Here is a 15,011-nt window from a genome sequence, read left to right as displayed (position 1 = left end):
TATCGCGCCGATACATCGAAGTGGCGGAAGTAACCCGCTACCAGCACTCGATCGATGATCCGTGATCAGAGCGTTATCTAACTTTCGGCGTGTCCGAACGGTTGCCCAGGGTGCGGGAAAGCAGGGGGCACCGCGGACACAGAAAGAGCCCGTACTCTGTCCTCGTGCGAAACCAGCGGCAGGTTGTGGATTACGCCTTGCAGCGCCGTGCGCTGCTGGCCGGCGTCCGCTCCGGGCGCGTCGGAGACCACGAGGTCTGCGACGCGAGCCCGTACCTGCTCCGCGCGGCGAAATTCCACGGCAGACCCGAGGACCGGGCCTGTCCGATGTGCCGCCGGACGCCGCTGCACCTCGTTTCGTGGGTGTACGGCGACGAGCTCAAGCACGTTTCGGGATCGGCACGCACCCCCTCCGAACTGGCCCGGATGTCCGGGGTTTTCGGGGAGTTCACCGTCTATGACGTAGAGGTGTGCCGGACGTGCCACTGGAACCATCTGGTTTTGTCCTATGTCCTCGGCACGGGAGAACCCCAGCCGACCCGGCCGCGAAGGACTGCCGGGCAGTGATGAGTACCACAACCGCTGCAGAACGCGGGGCGGCGCCAGTGCAAACAGTGCTGCCTTCGGAGGCCCATTCGTGAACGACGACCGCGACCGCTCCTGGCCGAGCCAGGAGCCAGATGCACCTCGCCGTGCCCGGCGACCCCAGGAGGACCCCGGTCCCGCCTGGCCAGCCGACGACGCCCCCCGGCGCCCCGCGCCTCCCCGCCGTCCTCCCGCGGGCGGCCCGCGGCCGCCGCGCGCCCAAGGCGGTCCGGAATGGCCGAGCGGCGACGAAGGCGGTCCGCAGTGGCCCGCGGCCGACGAGCCGCGCCGTCCGCAGCGGATGCCGCAAAACCGCGCTCCGCAAGGCCGTCCGCCGCAGGGCCCCGGCCCTGCGGGCACCCGTGCGTCGCAGATCCTCGACGGACAGGGCGCGCCGCCTCCGCGCCGCCAGCCGCCGGGCGGACGCCCCGGGCCTCAGGGCGTTCCCAACGGGAACGCCACCCAGGGTTTCCGGCAGCCGCCGCCGGGCGGACGGCCTCCCCAAGGCCGCCGGGTCCCGCCGCCGCCTCCGCCGTCCTATCCGGAGACCGACCGCGAACCGGACCTGATCACGCACGCCGCGCACAACGGCTACGCGCCCTACGACGACCGGTACGACGACGCTTACGACGATCCGTACGACGAGGAAACCCGCCTCGCCCAGTACTCGGACGACGCGGACTTCGAGGACGACCCGGAAGGCGAAGAGGACGGCAAGAAGAAGAGCAAGGCCGACCTCACGCCGAAGCAGCGCCGCAAACGCCGGTGGAAGATCATCCGGCGCGTGCTGTACGCGATGTTCGGCCTCTTCGTCGTGGTGCCCGCGATCGCGTTCGTGATCACCTACTTCACGGTCGACGTGCCCTCGCCGCAGGACGTGCTCGCGAAGCAGAGCCAGCCGATCACCTTCTACTACGGCGACAAATCGGTGATGGGCCGGATCATCCCGGAGGGCGGCAACCGCGAACTGCTGCAGCCCAACCAGATTCCCGAGGTCGTCAAGCACGCCGTGTACTCGGCCGAGGACGCGACCTTCGAGACCAACTCCGGCTTCAACGTGATGGCGATCCTGCGGTCGGTCTTCAACCAGGCGACCGGCGGCACCGGCGGCGGTTCGACCATTTCGCAGCAGTACATCAAGCAGGCGACCAAAAACGACCAGGCCACGCTGTCCCGCAAGTGGACCGAGCTGGCGAAGTCGTTCAAGCTGAACAACGAGACGTCCAAATCGGACATCATCACCGGCTACCTGAACATCGTCTTCTTCGGCCGCCGCGCGAACGGCATCGCCGCCGCGTCGAAGGCGTACTTCGGCAAGGACGTCGGGCAGCTCAACGCGTCCGAGGCGGCGCTGCTCGCCGGGATGATCCAGGGCCCCGGCAAGGACCAGGACACCGCGTACGTCCAGAAGCGCTGGAACTACGTGATGGACCAGATGGTGGCCAACCACTGGCTCTCGCCCGCCGACCGCAAGGCCGCGCAGTTCCCCACGCTGATCCCGCGCGACTCGCAGCAGAAGCAGGACGCCGGAACGCTGGACTACCACATCCAGCAGCGCATCCTGCAGGAGCTGGACGCGAAGGGCTACAGCGAGGACAAGCTGGCCTCCACCGGCGCGAAGATCTACACGACGATCGACCCGAACGCGCAGAAGCTCGCGGCGCAGTCCGTCCAGGACAACATGGAGGGCCAGACCGACGAGAACCTCAGAGGAGCGCTGGTCGCCGTCGACCCGAGAACCGGGGGCGTGCTCGCCTATTACGGCGGGCCGACCACGGTGAAGAACGACGCGGGCAAGGACACGCTCGCCACGGACTGGGCGAACGTCCCGCAGAACCCGGGTTCGTCGATGAAGGCCTTCGACCTCACCGCCTGGCTCAAGATGGGCAAGGGACTCGGCGAAACCTTCGACGGCACCGACCGGCGGGAACTCGGCGGCCGAGTGGTCCGCAACGCGGGCGAAAGCTCCAGTTGCGGTCCGCAGTGCACGGTCAAAAAGGCCATGGAGGTCTCGGCGAACACCGTGTTCTACGACATGGTGCTGAACTGGACGAAACCGGCCAGGGTCGCGGAGGCCGCGAAGGAAGCGGGCGTGCAGGCCGCCCCGAAGGGCAAGGCCAAACTCGGCACGAGCGACGCCAACATCGCCCTCGGCGGTGGCGCCACCGTGGTCACCCCGGAGGACATGGCCGCCGGGTACTCGTCGTTCGCCTCCGGCGGCGTCCAGCGCGACCAGCACTTCGTCTCGAAGCTCACGAACTCCCAGGACGAGGTCATTTTCGACGAGTCCGCCGGGCAGGGGAAACCCGCGTTCGACGACAACGCGGACAAGAGCAAGCAGATCGCCGGGAACGTGACCGACGCGCTCGGCCCGGTCATCGCCGAATCGCACCTGAAGTGCCCGAGCGGCCACGAGTGCGCCGGCAAGACCGGCACCCAGCAGTACGACCCGAAGGACAGCGACCCGGCCTCGTACAAGGATCGCAACGCCCAGACCTGGATGGTCGGGTACACGCCGTCGGTGTCGGCCGCGGTCTGGATCGGCGGCGACGGCAACAAGGCGCTGCACGACAAGAACGGCAAGCCGATCTTCGGCAAGACGATCGCGGGCCCGGCCTGGCAGGACTTCCTCACGAACTACCTGAAGGACAAGCCGGGCGAGAAGTTCGACAAGGTCGACCCGATCGGCAAGGACGCCGACCAGGTCGTCACGTCGAGCAAGGCGCCCCCTCCGCCGCGCGAAACGTCCAGCGAGCAGGCACCGCCGCCCACGACGGAGTCCTCGTCGGCGCCGCCGTCCACTTCGTCGCACCCGCCGTCCTCGACGACGACGAGCCCGACCCGGCCGAGCGGCATCTTCGGCGGCGGCACCGAACCCGGCAATCCGGGCAGCGGCGGCGCTCCGGTGGTGAACGGCGAACCGCCGAGGCGCTCCGGCTGATCCGCTTCAGGGCACCGTGAAGAGGCTCCTCTCCGCACCGGAGAGGAGCCTCTTTTTGCCGGTACCGCCCGGCTGGGGGTGCGGTAGGTTCACCGACGGTCTCCCTCCCCCGCGAAGGGGATCGGCCAGGAGAGTGAACCTCGACCGGGGTTGCCGCGTCTGGTCATCAGAGGGCCTTCTGCGTCCGCAGGCTGCCCGTGTCCGAGAAGAGGATCCGCAGTGAACGACGACCGCAGCCGCTCCTGGCCCGACCGGGATCCCGACCCGCGGCGTCAACCACCTCCCTCCCAGCCCGGACCGCCGCCGTGGGCCCGCGGCCCGCAGCGTCCCGCCGCGGGTCCGGCCAGGCCGACCGGGCCGGCCGGATCTCCGCCGCCGGGCCGCCGTCCGCCGCCTCCCGGCCGCCGCCCGGTCCCGCCGCCGCAGCGCGAGCCGGAGCTGATGACCCACCGGATGGCCGAGGACGACTACCACGACCCGGGCTATCGCAACGCCGACTACCGCGACGCCGACTACCGGGACGAGGGCCCGCTCGATCCGGACGACGGCTACGGGCCGGAAGACTTGGACAAGAAGGGCCGCACGCCCGCTCAGCGCAAGAAAAGACGCTGGAAGATCATCCGGCGCTGCGCGTACGCGTTCGTCGGGCTTTTCATCGTGATCCCGGCGATCGCGTTCGTGATCACTTACTTCATGGTCGACGTGCCCTCGCCGCAGAGCATTGCGCAGGGCCAGAACCAGGCTGTCACCTATCTGTACGCCGACGGCAGCCCGATGGGCAAGGACGTGCCCTCCGGCGGCAACCGGCAGATCCTCACCCCGCAGCAGATCCCGGACGTGGTGAAGCACGCGGTGATCGCGACCGAGGACTCGACGTTCGAGACCAACTCCGGCTTCGACGTCACCGGTCTGCTGCGCGCGGCGTTCAACCAGCTCACCGGCAAGGCGGGCGGCGGGTCCACGATCTCGCAGCAGTACATCAAGAAGGCCACCGACAACGACGCCCCGACGCTCACCCGCAAATGGACCGAGCTGGCGAAGTCCTTCAAGATGAACCAGACGTACGAGAAGCAGGACATCATCACCGCGTACCTGAACATCATTTACTTCGGGCGCGGGGCGTACGGCATCGGCGCGGCGTCGCAGGCCTTCTTCCACAAGGACGTTTCGAAGCTCGAATACTCCGAGGCCGCGCTGCTCGCCGGGCTGATCCAGCAGCCGGGCCGTTCGGAGAACCCGAAGGTGGCCCAAGGCCGCTGGAACACCGCGCTCGACCGGATGCTCGAGAACAAGTACATCACCGCGCAGCAGCGGCAAGCGGCACAGTTCCCGCAGGTGATCCCGCTCGAGGAATCGAAGGACGAAGCGAACGCGCCGTACAAGTTCATCACCGCCCAGGTGAAGGCCGAACTGGCGCAGCACGGCATCGACGACGACAAGTACTTCGCGGGCGGCTACACGGTCCAGACCACCATCGACAAGCACGCCCAGGAGGTCGCGACCCAGGTGGCGACCGACGCGCTGAAGGACCAGTCCGACGACCGGCTGCTCGATTCGCTGGTGGCGGTCGATCCGAAGACCGGCGGGGTGCTCGCGTACTACGGCGGGCCGGCGACCGTCGACGTGAACGGGAAGAAGCAGGGCGCTCGCGACTGGGCGAACACACCGCAGAACCCCGGTTCGTCGATGAAGGCGTTCGACCTCACCGCGTTCCTCAAGATGGGCAAGGGGATCAACTCGACCTTCGACGGCAGCAACAACCGGGTCTTCGACGGCCGCGTCGTGCGCAACGCGGGTCCGAGTTCCAGCTGTTCCGGGCAGTGCACGGTCGCCGAGGCGATGAAACGGTCGGCGAACACGGTGTTCTACGACATGGTGCTGAACGAGACGCATCCAGGCCCGGTCGGACAGGCCGCTCAGGAAGCGGGCGTGAAGACCAAGAGCAACGGCGGCCAGTCGCTGATCTCCACCGCGGACGCCAACATCGCGCTCGGCGGCGGGAACACCCAGATCACGCCCGCGGACATGGCCAGCGCGTACGCGACCTTCGCCGCCAACGGCATCCAGCGCGACCGGCACTTCGTGCTGAAGGTGACCAACGCGCAGAAGGAAGTCGCCTACGAGGCACAGCCGAGTGCGGGCAAACCGGTGTTCGACAGCAGCGCGGACAAAGCCAAGCAGATCGCCGGCAACGTGACCATGGCACTGGGTCCGGTGATCGACTTCTCTCACCTGAAGTGCCCTTCCGGGCACGAATGCGCGGGCAAGACCGGTACCCAGCAGCACACGAAGCGGCCGGGCGAACCGGCGTGGGCGGCGAACGCGAACGCGCAGACCTGGATGGTCGGCTACACGCCGTCGGTCTCGGTCGCGGCTTGGGTCGGCGCGGACGGCGACCAGGCGCTGCACGGCGCGGGCACGTCGCCGATCTACGGTTCGACGATCGCGGGCCCGATGTGGCAGAAGTTCCTCGACGGCTATCTGAAGGGCAAGCCCGGCGAGAAGTTCGACCAGGTGCCGTTGATCGGCGTTCAGGCCCCGCCGCCGCAGGGGGACCAGAACGCGGGCGACCAGCCGCCGCAGCAGACCAACGGCAACCAGCCGGACCCGGGCGACGACGGCAACGACCACGGCGGGCCGATCACCGGCGGGCCCACCCAGCCGCATTGGCCGACCGGGCTCCCGCACTGGCCGTCCGGCAAGCCGACGTCGCCGCACAACCCGCCGACCGGCGGTCCGTCAACGGGCGAGGATCCGCCACAGGAGTAAGGAAAAAGGCCGTGGCCGCGACGGTGGGGGGAAGCCGTCGCAGCCACGGCCGTTCAGGGGCGGCGATCAGCCGCCGAGCGTGATCACGCGGCCTTCGGCGCCCGAGCGGTGCGCGGCTTCGATCACGCGCAACGCCTCGACCGCGCTCGCCGGGTCGACCGGGAAGTCCGCCTCGCCGCGCAGCGCATCCCGGACTTGGGCGTAAAACGCTTCGTAGCAACCGGTTTCGGTCGGCACCAGTTCGGTGTCGTCGTTCACGCCGAGCCTTCCGGCGTCGCTTTCCGGCTCCACGCCCCAGCCGTCGTCGCCGGGGCGGAGACCGGCCTTGATCTGCGGCTCTTGGACGTCGAGGCCGTACTTGGTGAATGTCGCCTGATCCCCGAGCACGCGGAAGCGCGGATTGCGAGTGCCGGCGAGCGCGGACGACCACAGGTGCGACCGCACGCCGTTCGCGTGGTGCAGGGCCACGAACACGTCGTCGTCCACCTGGACACCGGGGCGGCGGCGGTCGACCTCCGCGTAGACCTGGGTGACCGAGCCGAACAACTGCAGCGCCTGGTCCACGATGTGCGCGCCGAGGTCGTAAAGCAGACCGCCTGCCTCGGCCGGGTCGCCGAACTCTCGCCAGTTGTCCTTGATCTTCGGCACCCAGCGGTCGTAGCGCGATTCGAAGCGGAAGACATCGCCGAGACGACCGGACTCGAGCACCTTGCCGACGGTCCGGAAATCCGAATCCCAGCGACGGTTCTGGAACACCGTGAGGCCGACGCCCTTGGCCTTCGCCGCGTCGACGACCTGCTGCGCTTCGGCCGCGGTCGGCGCGAACGGCTTGTCCACGACCACCGGAATCCCGGCCTCGATCGCGCGGAGGGCGAGCGGCACGTGCGTGCGGTTCGGCGTGGTCACCACGATCAGGTCGAGATCACCCGCACGGGCGAAAAGCGCGTCCGCGTCCGGGACCACTTCGGCGCCGGGATGCTCGGCGCGCGCCTGCGCGGCCCGGTCCGGGTTGGCGGTCACCAGCACGGCCGGGACCAGGCCGGGCGTCGCCGCGACCAGCGGCGCATGGAAGATCCGGCCGCCGATCCCGTACCCGAGGATGCCGACCCGCGCGTCATCAGCCATGACTCCTATTAAACAACACTGTTGCGTAATAGGCCACCCGTCCGAGATGATCGGCCGATGGCGGAAACCGGCGTCAACCTGCGCGGGCTGCGACGCCACAACCGCGCGCTGCTGCTCGGGCACATCCTGCGCGCCGGCGGGCTGAGCCGGGTCGAGCTGGCGCAGCGGTCCGGGCTGACCCAGCAGGCCGTGTCGAAAATCGTGTCCGACCTGCTGCCGGAAGGGCTGCTGGACGTCGAACGCGCACCCGCGGCCGGGGTCGGCAAACCGCGCACCATGCTGCGGCTGCGCGCGGAAGCCCGTTGCGCACTGGGCGCACAGCTCGACCGGGACGGCTATCTCGTGCTGCGCACCGGCCTGACCGGCGAGGTCGAGGACATCGTGGAAGGCCCGCTGCCGATCGGTTTCAGCCCGGAGGTCGCGGTGACCGCGATCGCCGACGGCGCGCGCACACTGCTCGCCGACCTCGATCCGGCGCGCGTGCTCGGGCTCGGCGTCGGCGCGGTGGGACCGCTCGACCACCACGCGGGCCGCGTCCGCGACGCCACGAACATGCCCGGCTGGCACGACGTCCCGCTGCGCGATCTGCTCGCCGAACGCACCGGGCTGCCGGTCACGCTGGACAAAAACACCAACTCCGCCGCCTTCGCGCACGCCTGGCCGGAGGAAACCGCGGCGGCGACCGCGGTGGTGCTCGTCGGCACCGGAATCGGCGTCGGACTGCTGATCGACGGACGCGTCTACCGAGGCCCGCGCACCAACGCGGGTGAATTCGGCCACACCACCATCGCGTACGCCGGACCGCGCTGCGCCTGCGGCCGCCGCGGCTGCGTCGAGGTCATGCACCGCGCCGCGGGCACCCCGCACGACGCCGCCCGCCTGCTCGGCATCGGGCTCGCCGACCTGGTGCAGGTGCTCGATCTCGAGCGGATCGTCCTGTTCGGACGGACGATCCGCGGCGCGCCCGAGGTCTACCGCGAAACGGTCTCGCGACAGCTGCGAGACCTGCTGCCGGTGCCGTACTGGCAGCGCATCGACGTCGAATTGAGCGATCTCGACGAGGAGGCGGTGGCCCTCGGCGCCGCATTCGAGGTGCTTGCCGGGTTCTACGAGGATCCGAAATGACCGGCAGCCCACTCGCGGACCGATAGCATCCCGACGTGTCCCGCGTCTCCGACCCCGCCGACGAGCCGGATTCGGCTCCCCGCACGCTCACCCCGGCGGAGCGAATCGCCCCCAGCCGGCACGACCCGCTGGTGGCCGCCGCGACGAGACCCGTCGGCGGCCCGATCGGCGAGCACGCGGCGGTGGGCAGGCAGTGGTTCTGGTCGCCGCAGCGCGTCGGGCTCGCGATGGCTGTGCTCGCGCTGGTGGTGTGCTGGTTCGGCAAGGCGTCGTGCATCCAGCAGTACAGCGATTCGAACGGCGCGCACCAGCTCGACTGGCGCTCCGGCCGTCCGTTCGTCGCGATGTGCTACTCCGACATCGTCCCGCTCTACAGCTCGGAAAAGCTCGACGACGCGCACACCTTCCCCTACGTCACGTCGTGGCAGGAGGATTCGCAGACCGCGGAGAACCAGACCCGGTACATGGAGTACCCGGTGGTCACCGGCCTGTTCCAGTGGATCAACGCGAAGCTCGCGGCGGGCTGGACGTCGGTCGCGAACGCGGGCTGGCTGCCCGGCGCGCTTCCGGTGGCGATCTACTTCAACATCTCCGCGTTCTGGCTGGCGCTCGCCTGGCTGGTCACCGTGTGGGCCACCGGCCGGACGACGAAACGCCGGCCGTGGGACGCGGTGCTCGTCGCGATCTCGCCGCTCGTACTGGTCCATACCTTTACGAACTTCGACGCACTCGCCACCGCGGCCACCGCCGCCGGGATCCTGGCGTGGTCGCGAAAACGCCCGGAGGTCGCCGGAGTCCTCTTCGGACTCGGCGTCGCCACCAAGCTGTATCCGTTGCTGCTGCTCGGCGTGCTGTTCCTGTTGTGCCTGCGCGCCGGGAAACTGCGCGCGTGGAGCCGGGCCGCGGCGTTCACCGTGCTGGCCTGGCTGGTGGTGAACGTCCCGTTCATCGTGGCCGCGCCGCGCGGCTGGTGGGAGTTCTTCCGGCTCAACACGTTGCGCCCGATGGACCCGGATTCGCTCTACAACGTCGTCTCCTACGTCACCGGCTGGGCGGGCTTCGACGGCGTGCTCCAAAAAGGACAGTCACCGACCGTGCTGAACGTCGTGGTCGCGGTGCTGTTCGTGCTCTGCTGCGCGGGAATCGCGTACGTCGCGCTCACCGCGCCGCGGCGGCCGCGGTTCGGCCAGCTCGCCTTCCTCGTCGTGGCGGCGTTCCTGCTGACGAACAAGGTGTGGAGCCCGCAGTACTCGCTGTGGCTCGTCCCGCTGGCGGTGCTGGCGATCCCGCGCTGGCGGCTGCTGCTGGGCTGGATGGTCATCGACGCGGCGGTGTGGGCGCCGCGGATGTTCTATTACCTCGGGGTCGACCACAAAGGACTGCCCGCGGGCTGGTTCCTCGGCGGCGTGGTGATCCGCGACCTCGCGGTGATCGGGCTGTGCGTGCTGGTGGTCCGCGAGATCTACCGCCCGCGCACCGACCTGGTCCGGCTCTCCGGCGACGACGACCCGGCGGGCGGCGTGCTGGAGCGGGCCCGCGACAAGGTCACCTTCGCACCCTTCCGCCGCTCCCGCACCGAACAACCGGTCTCCTGAAGTCCGTGCGGGGAACCCCGATCGAGGGGTTCCCCGCACGGCTTCTCAAGCGAGCTGTTTGCGCAGGTACGCGATGTCGGCGGCCTGGCCTTCGCCCGGAGTCTCGACGACCACCGGCGCGCCCGCCTGGCGTACGACCTCGGCCAGCAGCTCCGGTTCGATCGTGCCGTCGCCGTCGACCACCGACGCGTGCCGGTCGCGATTGGAACCGTGCTCGTCGCGGGAGTTGTTGCAGTGCACCAGGTCGATCCGGCCGGTGATGGCCTTGACCTTCTCCACCGCGGTCGCGAGGTCCCAGCCCGCCGCGTAGGCGTGGCAGGTGTCGAGGCAGAAGCCCGCGCCGAACTCGCCGACCTTGTCCCAGAGCCGGGCGATCACGTCGAGTTCGCGGGTCATCGCGTTGTCGCCGCCCGCGGTGTTCTCGATCAGGATCGGCACCGCGAAGCCGCCCTTCTCCGCTTCGCGCTCGAAAAGCTTGCGCCAGTTGACCAAGCCCTCCTCGACGTCGTCGCCGGCGCCGACGTGCCCGCCGTGCACGATCAGGCCCTTCGCGCCGATCGCGGCAGCCCCGTCGGCGTGCTGGGTGACGTTCTTGCGGGACGGGATGCGGATCCGGTTGTTCTTGGACGCGACGTTGATCAGGTACGGCGCGTGGATGAACACCTCGACCGGGGAGGCTTTGATCTCCTCGCCGTGCGGATGCGGTTTCGGTGCCTTCCACCCCTGCGGGTCGGAGAGGAAGAACTGGACGACGTCGGCTTCTCGCTCGGCGACGGCGGCCAAGGGATCGTCGTCGCGGACATGGGCGCCAATCTGCATGCCCTGACGCTACTACCGGGCGAATCTCCCCCTTCCGCCCGAGTTGGTGACGCTCGTGGAGTACCGTGAGCGCGTTCCGTGATCCATTCGGAGTAAGCAAGTCGGGGGAGGAAGGCATGCGGAAACGTGCTGGACGGACGATCGCACTCGGGGTCGCGCTCGCGGCATCGCTGCTGTCGGTGGTTCTGGCCTTTCCCGCGACGGCGTCCGCCGATCCGAACCCGACGGTGAGCGGCGACTGCGAGTCCACGCTGCAGAACGGCAAGGACGGCACCGGCCTCGCCCTCGACGCGGGCGCTCCGCTCAACGCGCCGAACCGGCTCACTGTCGGCCTCGATTCGAAGGCGAAGCAGGCCGACGGCAACAACACGTTGCTCAACCTCCCGGTCGGCGACACCGTCCGGACTCTGGGCGTCGGCGAGGTCCCCGCTGTCGGCGACACGGCCGCGAAGGACACTTGCCCGATGGTGCAGGCCGCCGCGAACGGCGTCGGCAACACCACCCAGAAGCTGGTCGGCGGGCTTCCGGGAACCCCGCTTCCGCAGCCGCCTGGACCGACTCCTCCCGCTCCGCCGAACCCCACGCCCCACCCGCCGTCCCCGGCTCCCGGCCCCGGCGGCCCGGGCCAGCCCGTCCCCGGCGGCGACACGCTCGGCCCGGTGACGTCGGTCGACGGGCTGTCCGGTCTCGACTCGGTGTCCGGCATCTTCACCGGAGCCGCGATGCTCCCGGCGACCTTCGTGCAGGCCCCGCTCGTCACCCAGGTAGTCCCGGGCCAGCTGCCGCAGCCGGACCAGGTGCCGACGGTCGACGCGAAGAAGTCCGGCACCGCCGAGGCGCTGCCCGCCGCCAACCCGCCCGCCCGGCTGCCGCTGCTCATCGCGGTGCTGGCGCTCGCGATGGTGGCCGCCGCGTTGGTGCGCGCGTGGCTGCGCCGCAAGCCCGCCTGACTCTGACTCCCAGACCCTGACTCTCAGTAGCGCCCGCTTCCACCCGAATGCCTGACCTCGGAGGGGAGGCGGGCGTTACTCGTCTTCGTTACCGTCGTTGTCCTCAGCAAGGCAGGTACAACGGACGCGGCGAAAGGGTCGACGGCCATGCAGCAGCACCGGGCACGGAGGGCTACCGCAGTGGGAGCCGCCGCTTTCGTCCTGGCCGGCTCCGCCGCGCTCGCCGCCCCCGGCACCGCGTCGGCGGGCACCCTGACCGCGACCTGCGGTTCCACCATCACTGCCAAACCAGGTGACCACGTCCAGGCGACCACCCCGCTGCTCGGCCTCCCGATCGACCTCGGCATCGTCGGCCAGGTCTCCGGCGTGCTCACCGGCACCATCAACTCGATCCTCGGCACGGTCTGCAAGGTCACGGTGAACGTGGTCAACACCGTCGTCGCGCCGGTTCCGGTCATCGGCGCACCGGCCGCGAGCGCGGTCAACGGCGCGGTCGCGGGCGGCACCAACGCGGTGCAGCAGGGCGTCGCCGCCGTCGGCCAGGGCTTCAGCGGCAGCCAGCCGGGCAAGCAGAACCCGGGCCCGAACCCGCAGCAACCGCCGTCCGGCAGCAATGGCGGCAGCCCGCAGCAGGGCGGCTCGCCGGGGCAGCAGTCGCAGATGCCGGGCTCGAACAGCCCGGTCCTCGGCGATTTCGGCGGCGCCGGCGGAGGAGCCGCCCCGTTCTCGGCTTTCCTGCCGAATTTCAGCAATTTGTCGTACGGCTACAGCACCGGATACGCGCCGATGCGCGATTACAGCGGCATCCCGATGGCGATGGCCGGATTGTTCAGCCCGTCACCCTCGCTGCGCTACGGCAGCCAGATCCCGGGTTACGCGCCGCAATACGGCGTTGCCAACCCGGACGGTCCGAACGGCGGCGACCGCACGATCCAGAACGCCGGCAATGCCGAAGCATTGCCGGGCACCGGCGGCAACCACACGAACGGGTTGGACTGGCCAGTTCTGGTGGCAGTTTTGGCACTCTCCGGAGTCAGCGCGGGCCTGGTCCGGACCTGGGTGCTCCGCCGAATGGCCGCTGTAGGTTAGGCCAACTCACCAGTATCTTTACCGGAGTCCATTCGTTGTTCCTGATGCGACGAACCATGCCCACGGACCCCGGAGGATAGTGCTCGTGCGGAAAATCCCCACCTGGAAGCGAACCCGTCGAGCACTCACCGTCACCGCTCTCGCCGCCCTTTTCACCGGCGGCACGTTCCTGGGCGCCGGCACCGCGTCCGCGGCGACCACGCTCGCGAACCAGTGCAAGGGCGCGGTCACCGGCGGCATGGGCGATTCGGTCGCGGTGCCCGGCTCGGCGGTCAAGGAGATCGTCCGCCAGTCGGCAAGGGACCAGGTGACCTTCTGGAGTTTGGCCACCGTCTGGCCGGACTCGCTGGCGAACGCCATCGCGAACAAGGGCAACCTGCAGGTCGGCGCGATCCCGAACGCCGCGGGCGGCACGATCGGCGGCGACGCGATCGGCCAGGTCGTCTCGAACGCGCTGAAGAACGAGTGGGGGCTCGGCGTCCTGCCGGACACCAAGACCAAGGTGCTGAACGGGATCCGCAGCGGCGTCGCGTCCGCGTGCGGGCTCACCACGACGGCGAACAACTACCAGGCGCCGTCGTCCTCGAGCTCCCCGTCGAACGGCGGCACCCAGTCGAACGGGAACGCGCCCGCGCAGAACGGCGGCGGCAACCCGCTGGGCAACTACCAGCCGGGCTCGACCGGGATCGCCCCGCCGCGCGACTACGGCGGCATCCCGACCGCGACCCCGGGCAGCCCGGGCGCGCTGGGCACCGCGATCGCCCCCGGCGCGCGCTACGGCACGCTGCCCGGTTCCGGCGCGCTGCCGCAGCAGCCGTCGGCCGGACAGGACCCGCAGGGCCAGCAGGGCCCGGACATCCGCAACGCGGGCAACGCCGAATCGCTGGCGAGCCAGGGCCGGCCCTCCGACGTCCAGCTGCCGATGCTGCTCGCGGTGATCGTGCTGGCCGGCGTCACCGCCGGGCTGGTCCGCACCTGGGTGCTGCGCCGCGTCAGCTGACCCGCCGAACGGGACTGTCGGACCCGCCGGGTACGCTTACCTGGACAAACCCTCCTGTCACGGAATCCGCCGTGACCGCGAGCCCATAGGAGGTGAGTGGTTATGTCACGCCATTACGAGGTAATGGTCATCCTGGACCCGACGCTCGACGAGCGTACGGTCGCGCCCACGCTGGACAACTTCCTCAACGTGATCCGCACTTCGGGCGGAAGCGTCGAGAAGGTCGACGTCTGGGGCCGCCGTCGCTTGGCGTACGAGATCAAGAAGAACGCCGAGGGCATCTACGCGCTGCTGGACCTGAACTCGACGGCCGACGCCGTCAAGGAACTGGACCGCCAGCTGTCGCTGCAGGAAACCGTGCTGCGCACCAAGGTCATGCGCCGCGAGGTCAAGGCCGCGGCCAAGCCCGCGCCCGCCAAGGCCTGATCCGAGCCCGATCCGAAGGGACGCCATCCGTGGCTGGAGACACCGTCATCACCGTGGTCGGGAACCTCACGTCCGACCCGGAGCTGCGCTTCACCCCGTCCGGTGCGGCGGTCGCGAACTTCACCGTCGCGTCCACCCCGCGCACGCTCGATCGCCAGAGCGGCGAGTGGAAGGACGGCGAGGCGCTGTTCCTGCGCTGCAACATCTGGCGGCAGGCGGCGGAAAACGTCGCCGAGTCGCTCACGCGGGGCGCCCGCGTGGTGGTGCAGGGGCGGCTGAAGCAGCGGTCTTTCGAGACCAAGGAAGGCGAGAAGCGCACCGTCGTCGAGCTCGAGGTCGACGAGATCGGCCCCTCGCTGCGCTACGCGACGGCGAAGGTCAACAAGGTCAGCCGCGGTGGCGGCGGCGGTGGTGACTTCGGCGGCGGAGGCGGCGGAGGCTTCAACGGCGGCGGCGGAAATCGCGGCGGCGGCGGCAACAGCGCGCCCGCCGACGACCCTTGGGGCTCGGCCCCGCCCGCGGGCGGTGGCGGCGGAGGCTTCTCCGACGAACCCCCGTTCTGATCTCATTTCTTTCTAGAATTCCAGG

General features: G+C 69.7%; 12 protein-coding genes. 10 read left to right on the top strand and 2 right to left on the bottom strand.

Features of this window, described 5'->3' with window-relative positions; translation table 11 throughout:
- Nucleotides 1-164: 164 nt before the first annotated feature.
- The 3 genes from ACZ7OI_RS03120 (at nucleotide 165) to ACZ7OI_RS03110 (ending at nucleotide 6,294) form a co-directional block, all read left to right on the top strand.
- Nucleotides 165-566 (top strand): DUF5318 domain-containing protein, encoded by a 402-nt coding sequence (locus tag ACZ7OI_RS03120; RefSeq protein ID WP_470262554.1) that lies wholly within the window; start codon nucleotides 165-167, stop codon nucleotides 564-566.
- Between the two features lie 70 nt (nucleotides 567-636).
- On the top strand, nucleotides 637-3,525 hold the full coding sequence (locus tag ACZ7OI_RS03115) for a transglycosylase domain-containing protein (RefSeq protein ID WP_470262553.1): 2,889 nt from the start codon (nucleotides 637-639) through the stop codon (nucleotides 3,523-3,525).
- Between the two features lie 441 nt (nucleotides 3,526-3,966).
- Nucleotides 3,967-6,294: a transglycosylase domain-containing protein gene (locus ACZ7OI_RS03110; protein WP_470263428.1), complete on the top strand. Its 2,328-nt coding sequence runs from the start codon at nucleotides 3,967-3,969 to the stop codon at nucleotides 6,292-6,294.
- A 66-nt stretch (nucleotides 6,295-6,360) separates the two neighbouring features.
- On the opposite strand, the gene ACZ7OI_RS03105 is transcribed toward ACZ7OI_RS03110, so the two are convergent.
- Complete coding sequence (locus ACZ7OI_RS03105; RefSeq protein ID WP_470262552.1) at nucleotides 6,361-7,419, bottom strand: Gfo/Idh/MocA family oxidoreductase; 1,059 nt, start codon at nucleotides 7,417-7,419, stop codon at nucleotides 6,361-6,363.
- Between the two features lie 57 nt (nucleotides 7,420-7,476).
- Here ACZ7OI_RS03105 and ACZ7OI_RS03100 point away from each other — a divergent pair, with 57 nt between their 5' ends.
- Together ACZ7OI_RS03100 and ACZ7OI_RS03095 are read left to right on the top strand one after the other, a co-directional pair.
- Nucleotides 7,477-8,544 (top strand): ROK family transcriptional regulator, encoded by a 1,068-nt coding sequence (locus ACZ7OI_RS03100; protein WP_470262551.1) that lies wholly within the window; start codon nucleotides 7,477-7,479, stop codon nucleotides 8,542-8,544.
- Nucleotides 8,545-8,579: 35 nt separating this feature from the next.
- Nucleotides 8,580-10,139, top strand: coding sequence for a glycosyltransferase family 87 protein (locus tag ACZ7OI_RS03095; RefSeq protein ID WP_470262550.1), 1,560 nt, complete (start codon nucleotides 8,580-8,582; stop codon nucleotides 10,137-10,139).
- Between the two features lie 45 nt (nucleotides 10,140-10,184).
- Here the strand turns inward: ACZ7OI_RS03095 and ACZ7OI_RS03090 are convergent, their stop codons facing one another.
- Nucleotides 10,185-10,958: a deoxyribonuclease IV gene (locus ACZ7OI_RS03090; protein ID WP_037809070.1), complete on the bottom strand. Its 774-nt coding sequence runs from the start codon at nucleotides 10,956-10,958 to the stop codon at nucleotides 10,185-10,187.
- A gap of 116 nt (nucleotides 10,959-11,074) precedes the next feature.
- Between ACZ7OI_RS03090 and ACZ7OI_RS03085 the strand changes: the two genes are divergently transcribed.
- The 5 genes from ACZ7OI_RS03085 to ACZ7OI_RS03065 all read left to right on the top strand — a co-directional run bounded on the left by ACZ7OI_RS03085 (nucleotide 11,075) and on the right by ACZ7OI_RS03065 (nucleotide 14,986).
- Nucleotides 11,075-11,908, top strand: coding sequence for a hypothetical protein (locus ACZ7OI_RS03085; RefSeq protein WP_470262549.1), 834 nt, complete (start codon nucleotides 11,075-11,077; stop codon nucleotides 11,906-11,908).
- A gap of 180 nt (nucleotides 11,909-12,088) precedes the next feature.
- The gene (locus ACZ7OI_RS03080) at nucleotides 12,089-12,997 is read left to right on the top strand and encodes a hypothetical protein (protein ID WP_470262548.1); all 909 of its coding nucleotides are present in this window, start codon (nucleotides 12,089-12,091) and stop codon (nucleotides 12,995-12,997) included.
- A 79-nt stretch (nucleotides 12,998-13,076) separates the two neighbouring features.
- Nucleotides 13,077-13,997: a hypothetical protein gene (locus ACZ7OI_RS03075; protein ID WP_470262547.1), complete on the top strand. Its 921-nt coding sequence runs from the start codon at nucleotides 13,077-13,079 to the stop codon at nucleotides 13,995-13,997.
- A gap of 102 nt (nucleotides 13,998-14,099) precedes the next feature.
- On the top strand, nucleotides 14,100-14,423 hold the full coding sequence (gene rpsF, locus ACZ7OI_RS03070) for a 30S ribosomal protein S6 (protein ID WP_116206072.1): 324 nt from the start codon (nucleotides 14,100-14,102) through the stop codon (nucleotides 14,421-14,423).
- Between the two features lie 29 nt (nucleotides 14,424-14,452).
- Nucleotides 14,453-14,986: a single-stranded DNA-binding protein gene (locus ACZ7OI_RS03065; RefSeq protein ID WP_449668917.1), complete on the top strand. Its 534-nt coding sequence runs from the start codon at nucleotides 14,453-14,455 to the stop codon at nucleotides 14,984-14,986.
- The last annotated feature ends 25 nt before the right edge of the window (nucleotides 14,987-15,011 follow it).

The sequence above is a fragment of the Amycolatopsis sp. NPDC114503 genome (assembly GCF_055633655.1).
Note: the sequence above shows the minus strand (reverse complement) of the source record. Positions and strands in the feature narration are given on the sequence as shown.

Excerpts from the sequence above, each read along its gene's own strand:
- ACZ7OI_RS03085 (WP_470262549.1), top strand. The coding sequence starts at position 11,075 with ATGCGGAAACGTGCTGGACGGACGATCGCACTCGGGGTCGCGCTCGCG.
- ACZ7OI_RS03100 (WP_470262551.1), top strand. The coding sequence starts at position 7,477 with ATGGCGGAAACCGGCGTCAACCTGCGCGGGCTGCGACGCCACAACCGC.
- ACZ7OI_RS03090 (WP_037809070.1), bottom strand. The coding sequence starts at position 10,958 with ATGCAGATTGGCGCCCATGTCCGCGACGACGATCCCTTGGCCGCCGTC.
- ACZ7OI_RS03105 (WP_470262552.1), bottom strand. The coding sequence starts at position 7,419 with ATGGCTGATGACGCGCGGGTCGGCATCCTCGGGTACGGGATCGGCGGC.
- rpsF (WP_116206072.1), top strand. The coding sequence starts at position 14,100 with ATGTCACGCCATTACGAGGTAATGGTCATCCTGGACCCGACGCTCGAC.
- ACZ7OI_RS03110 (WP_470263428.1), top strand. The coding sequence starts at position 3,967 with ATGACCCACCGGATGGCCGAGGACGACTACCACGACCCGGGCTATCGC.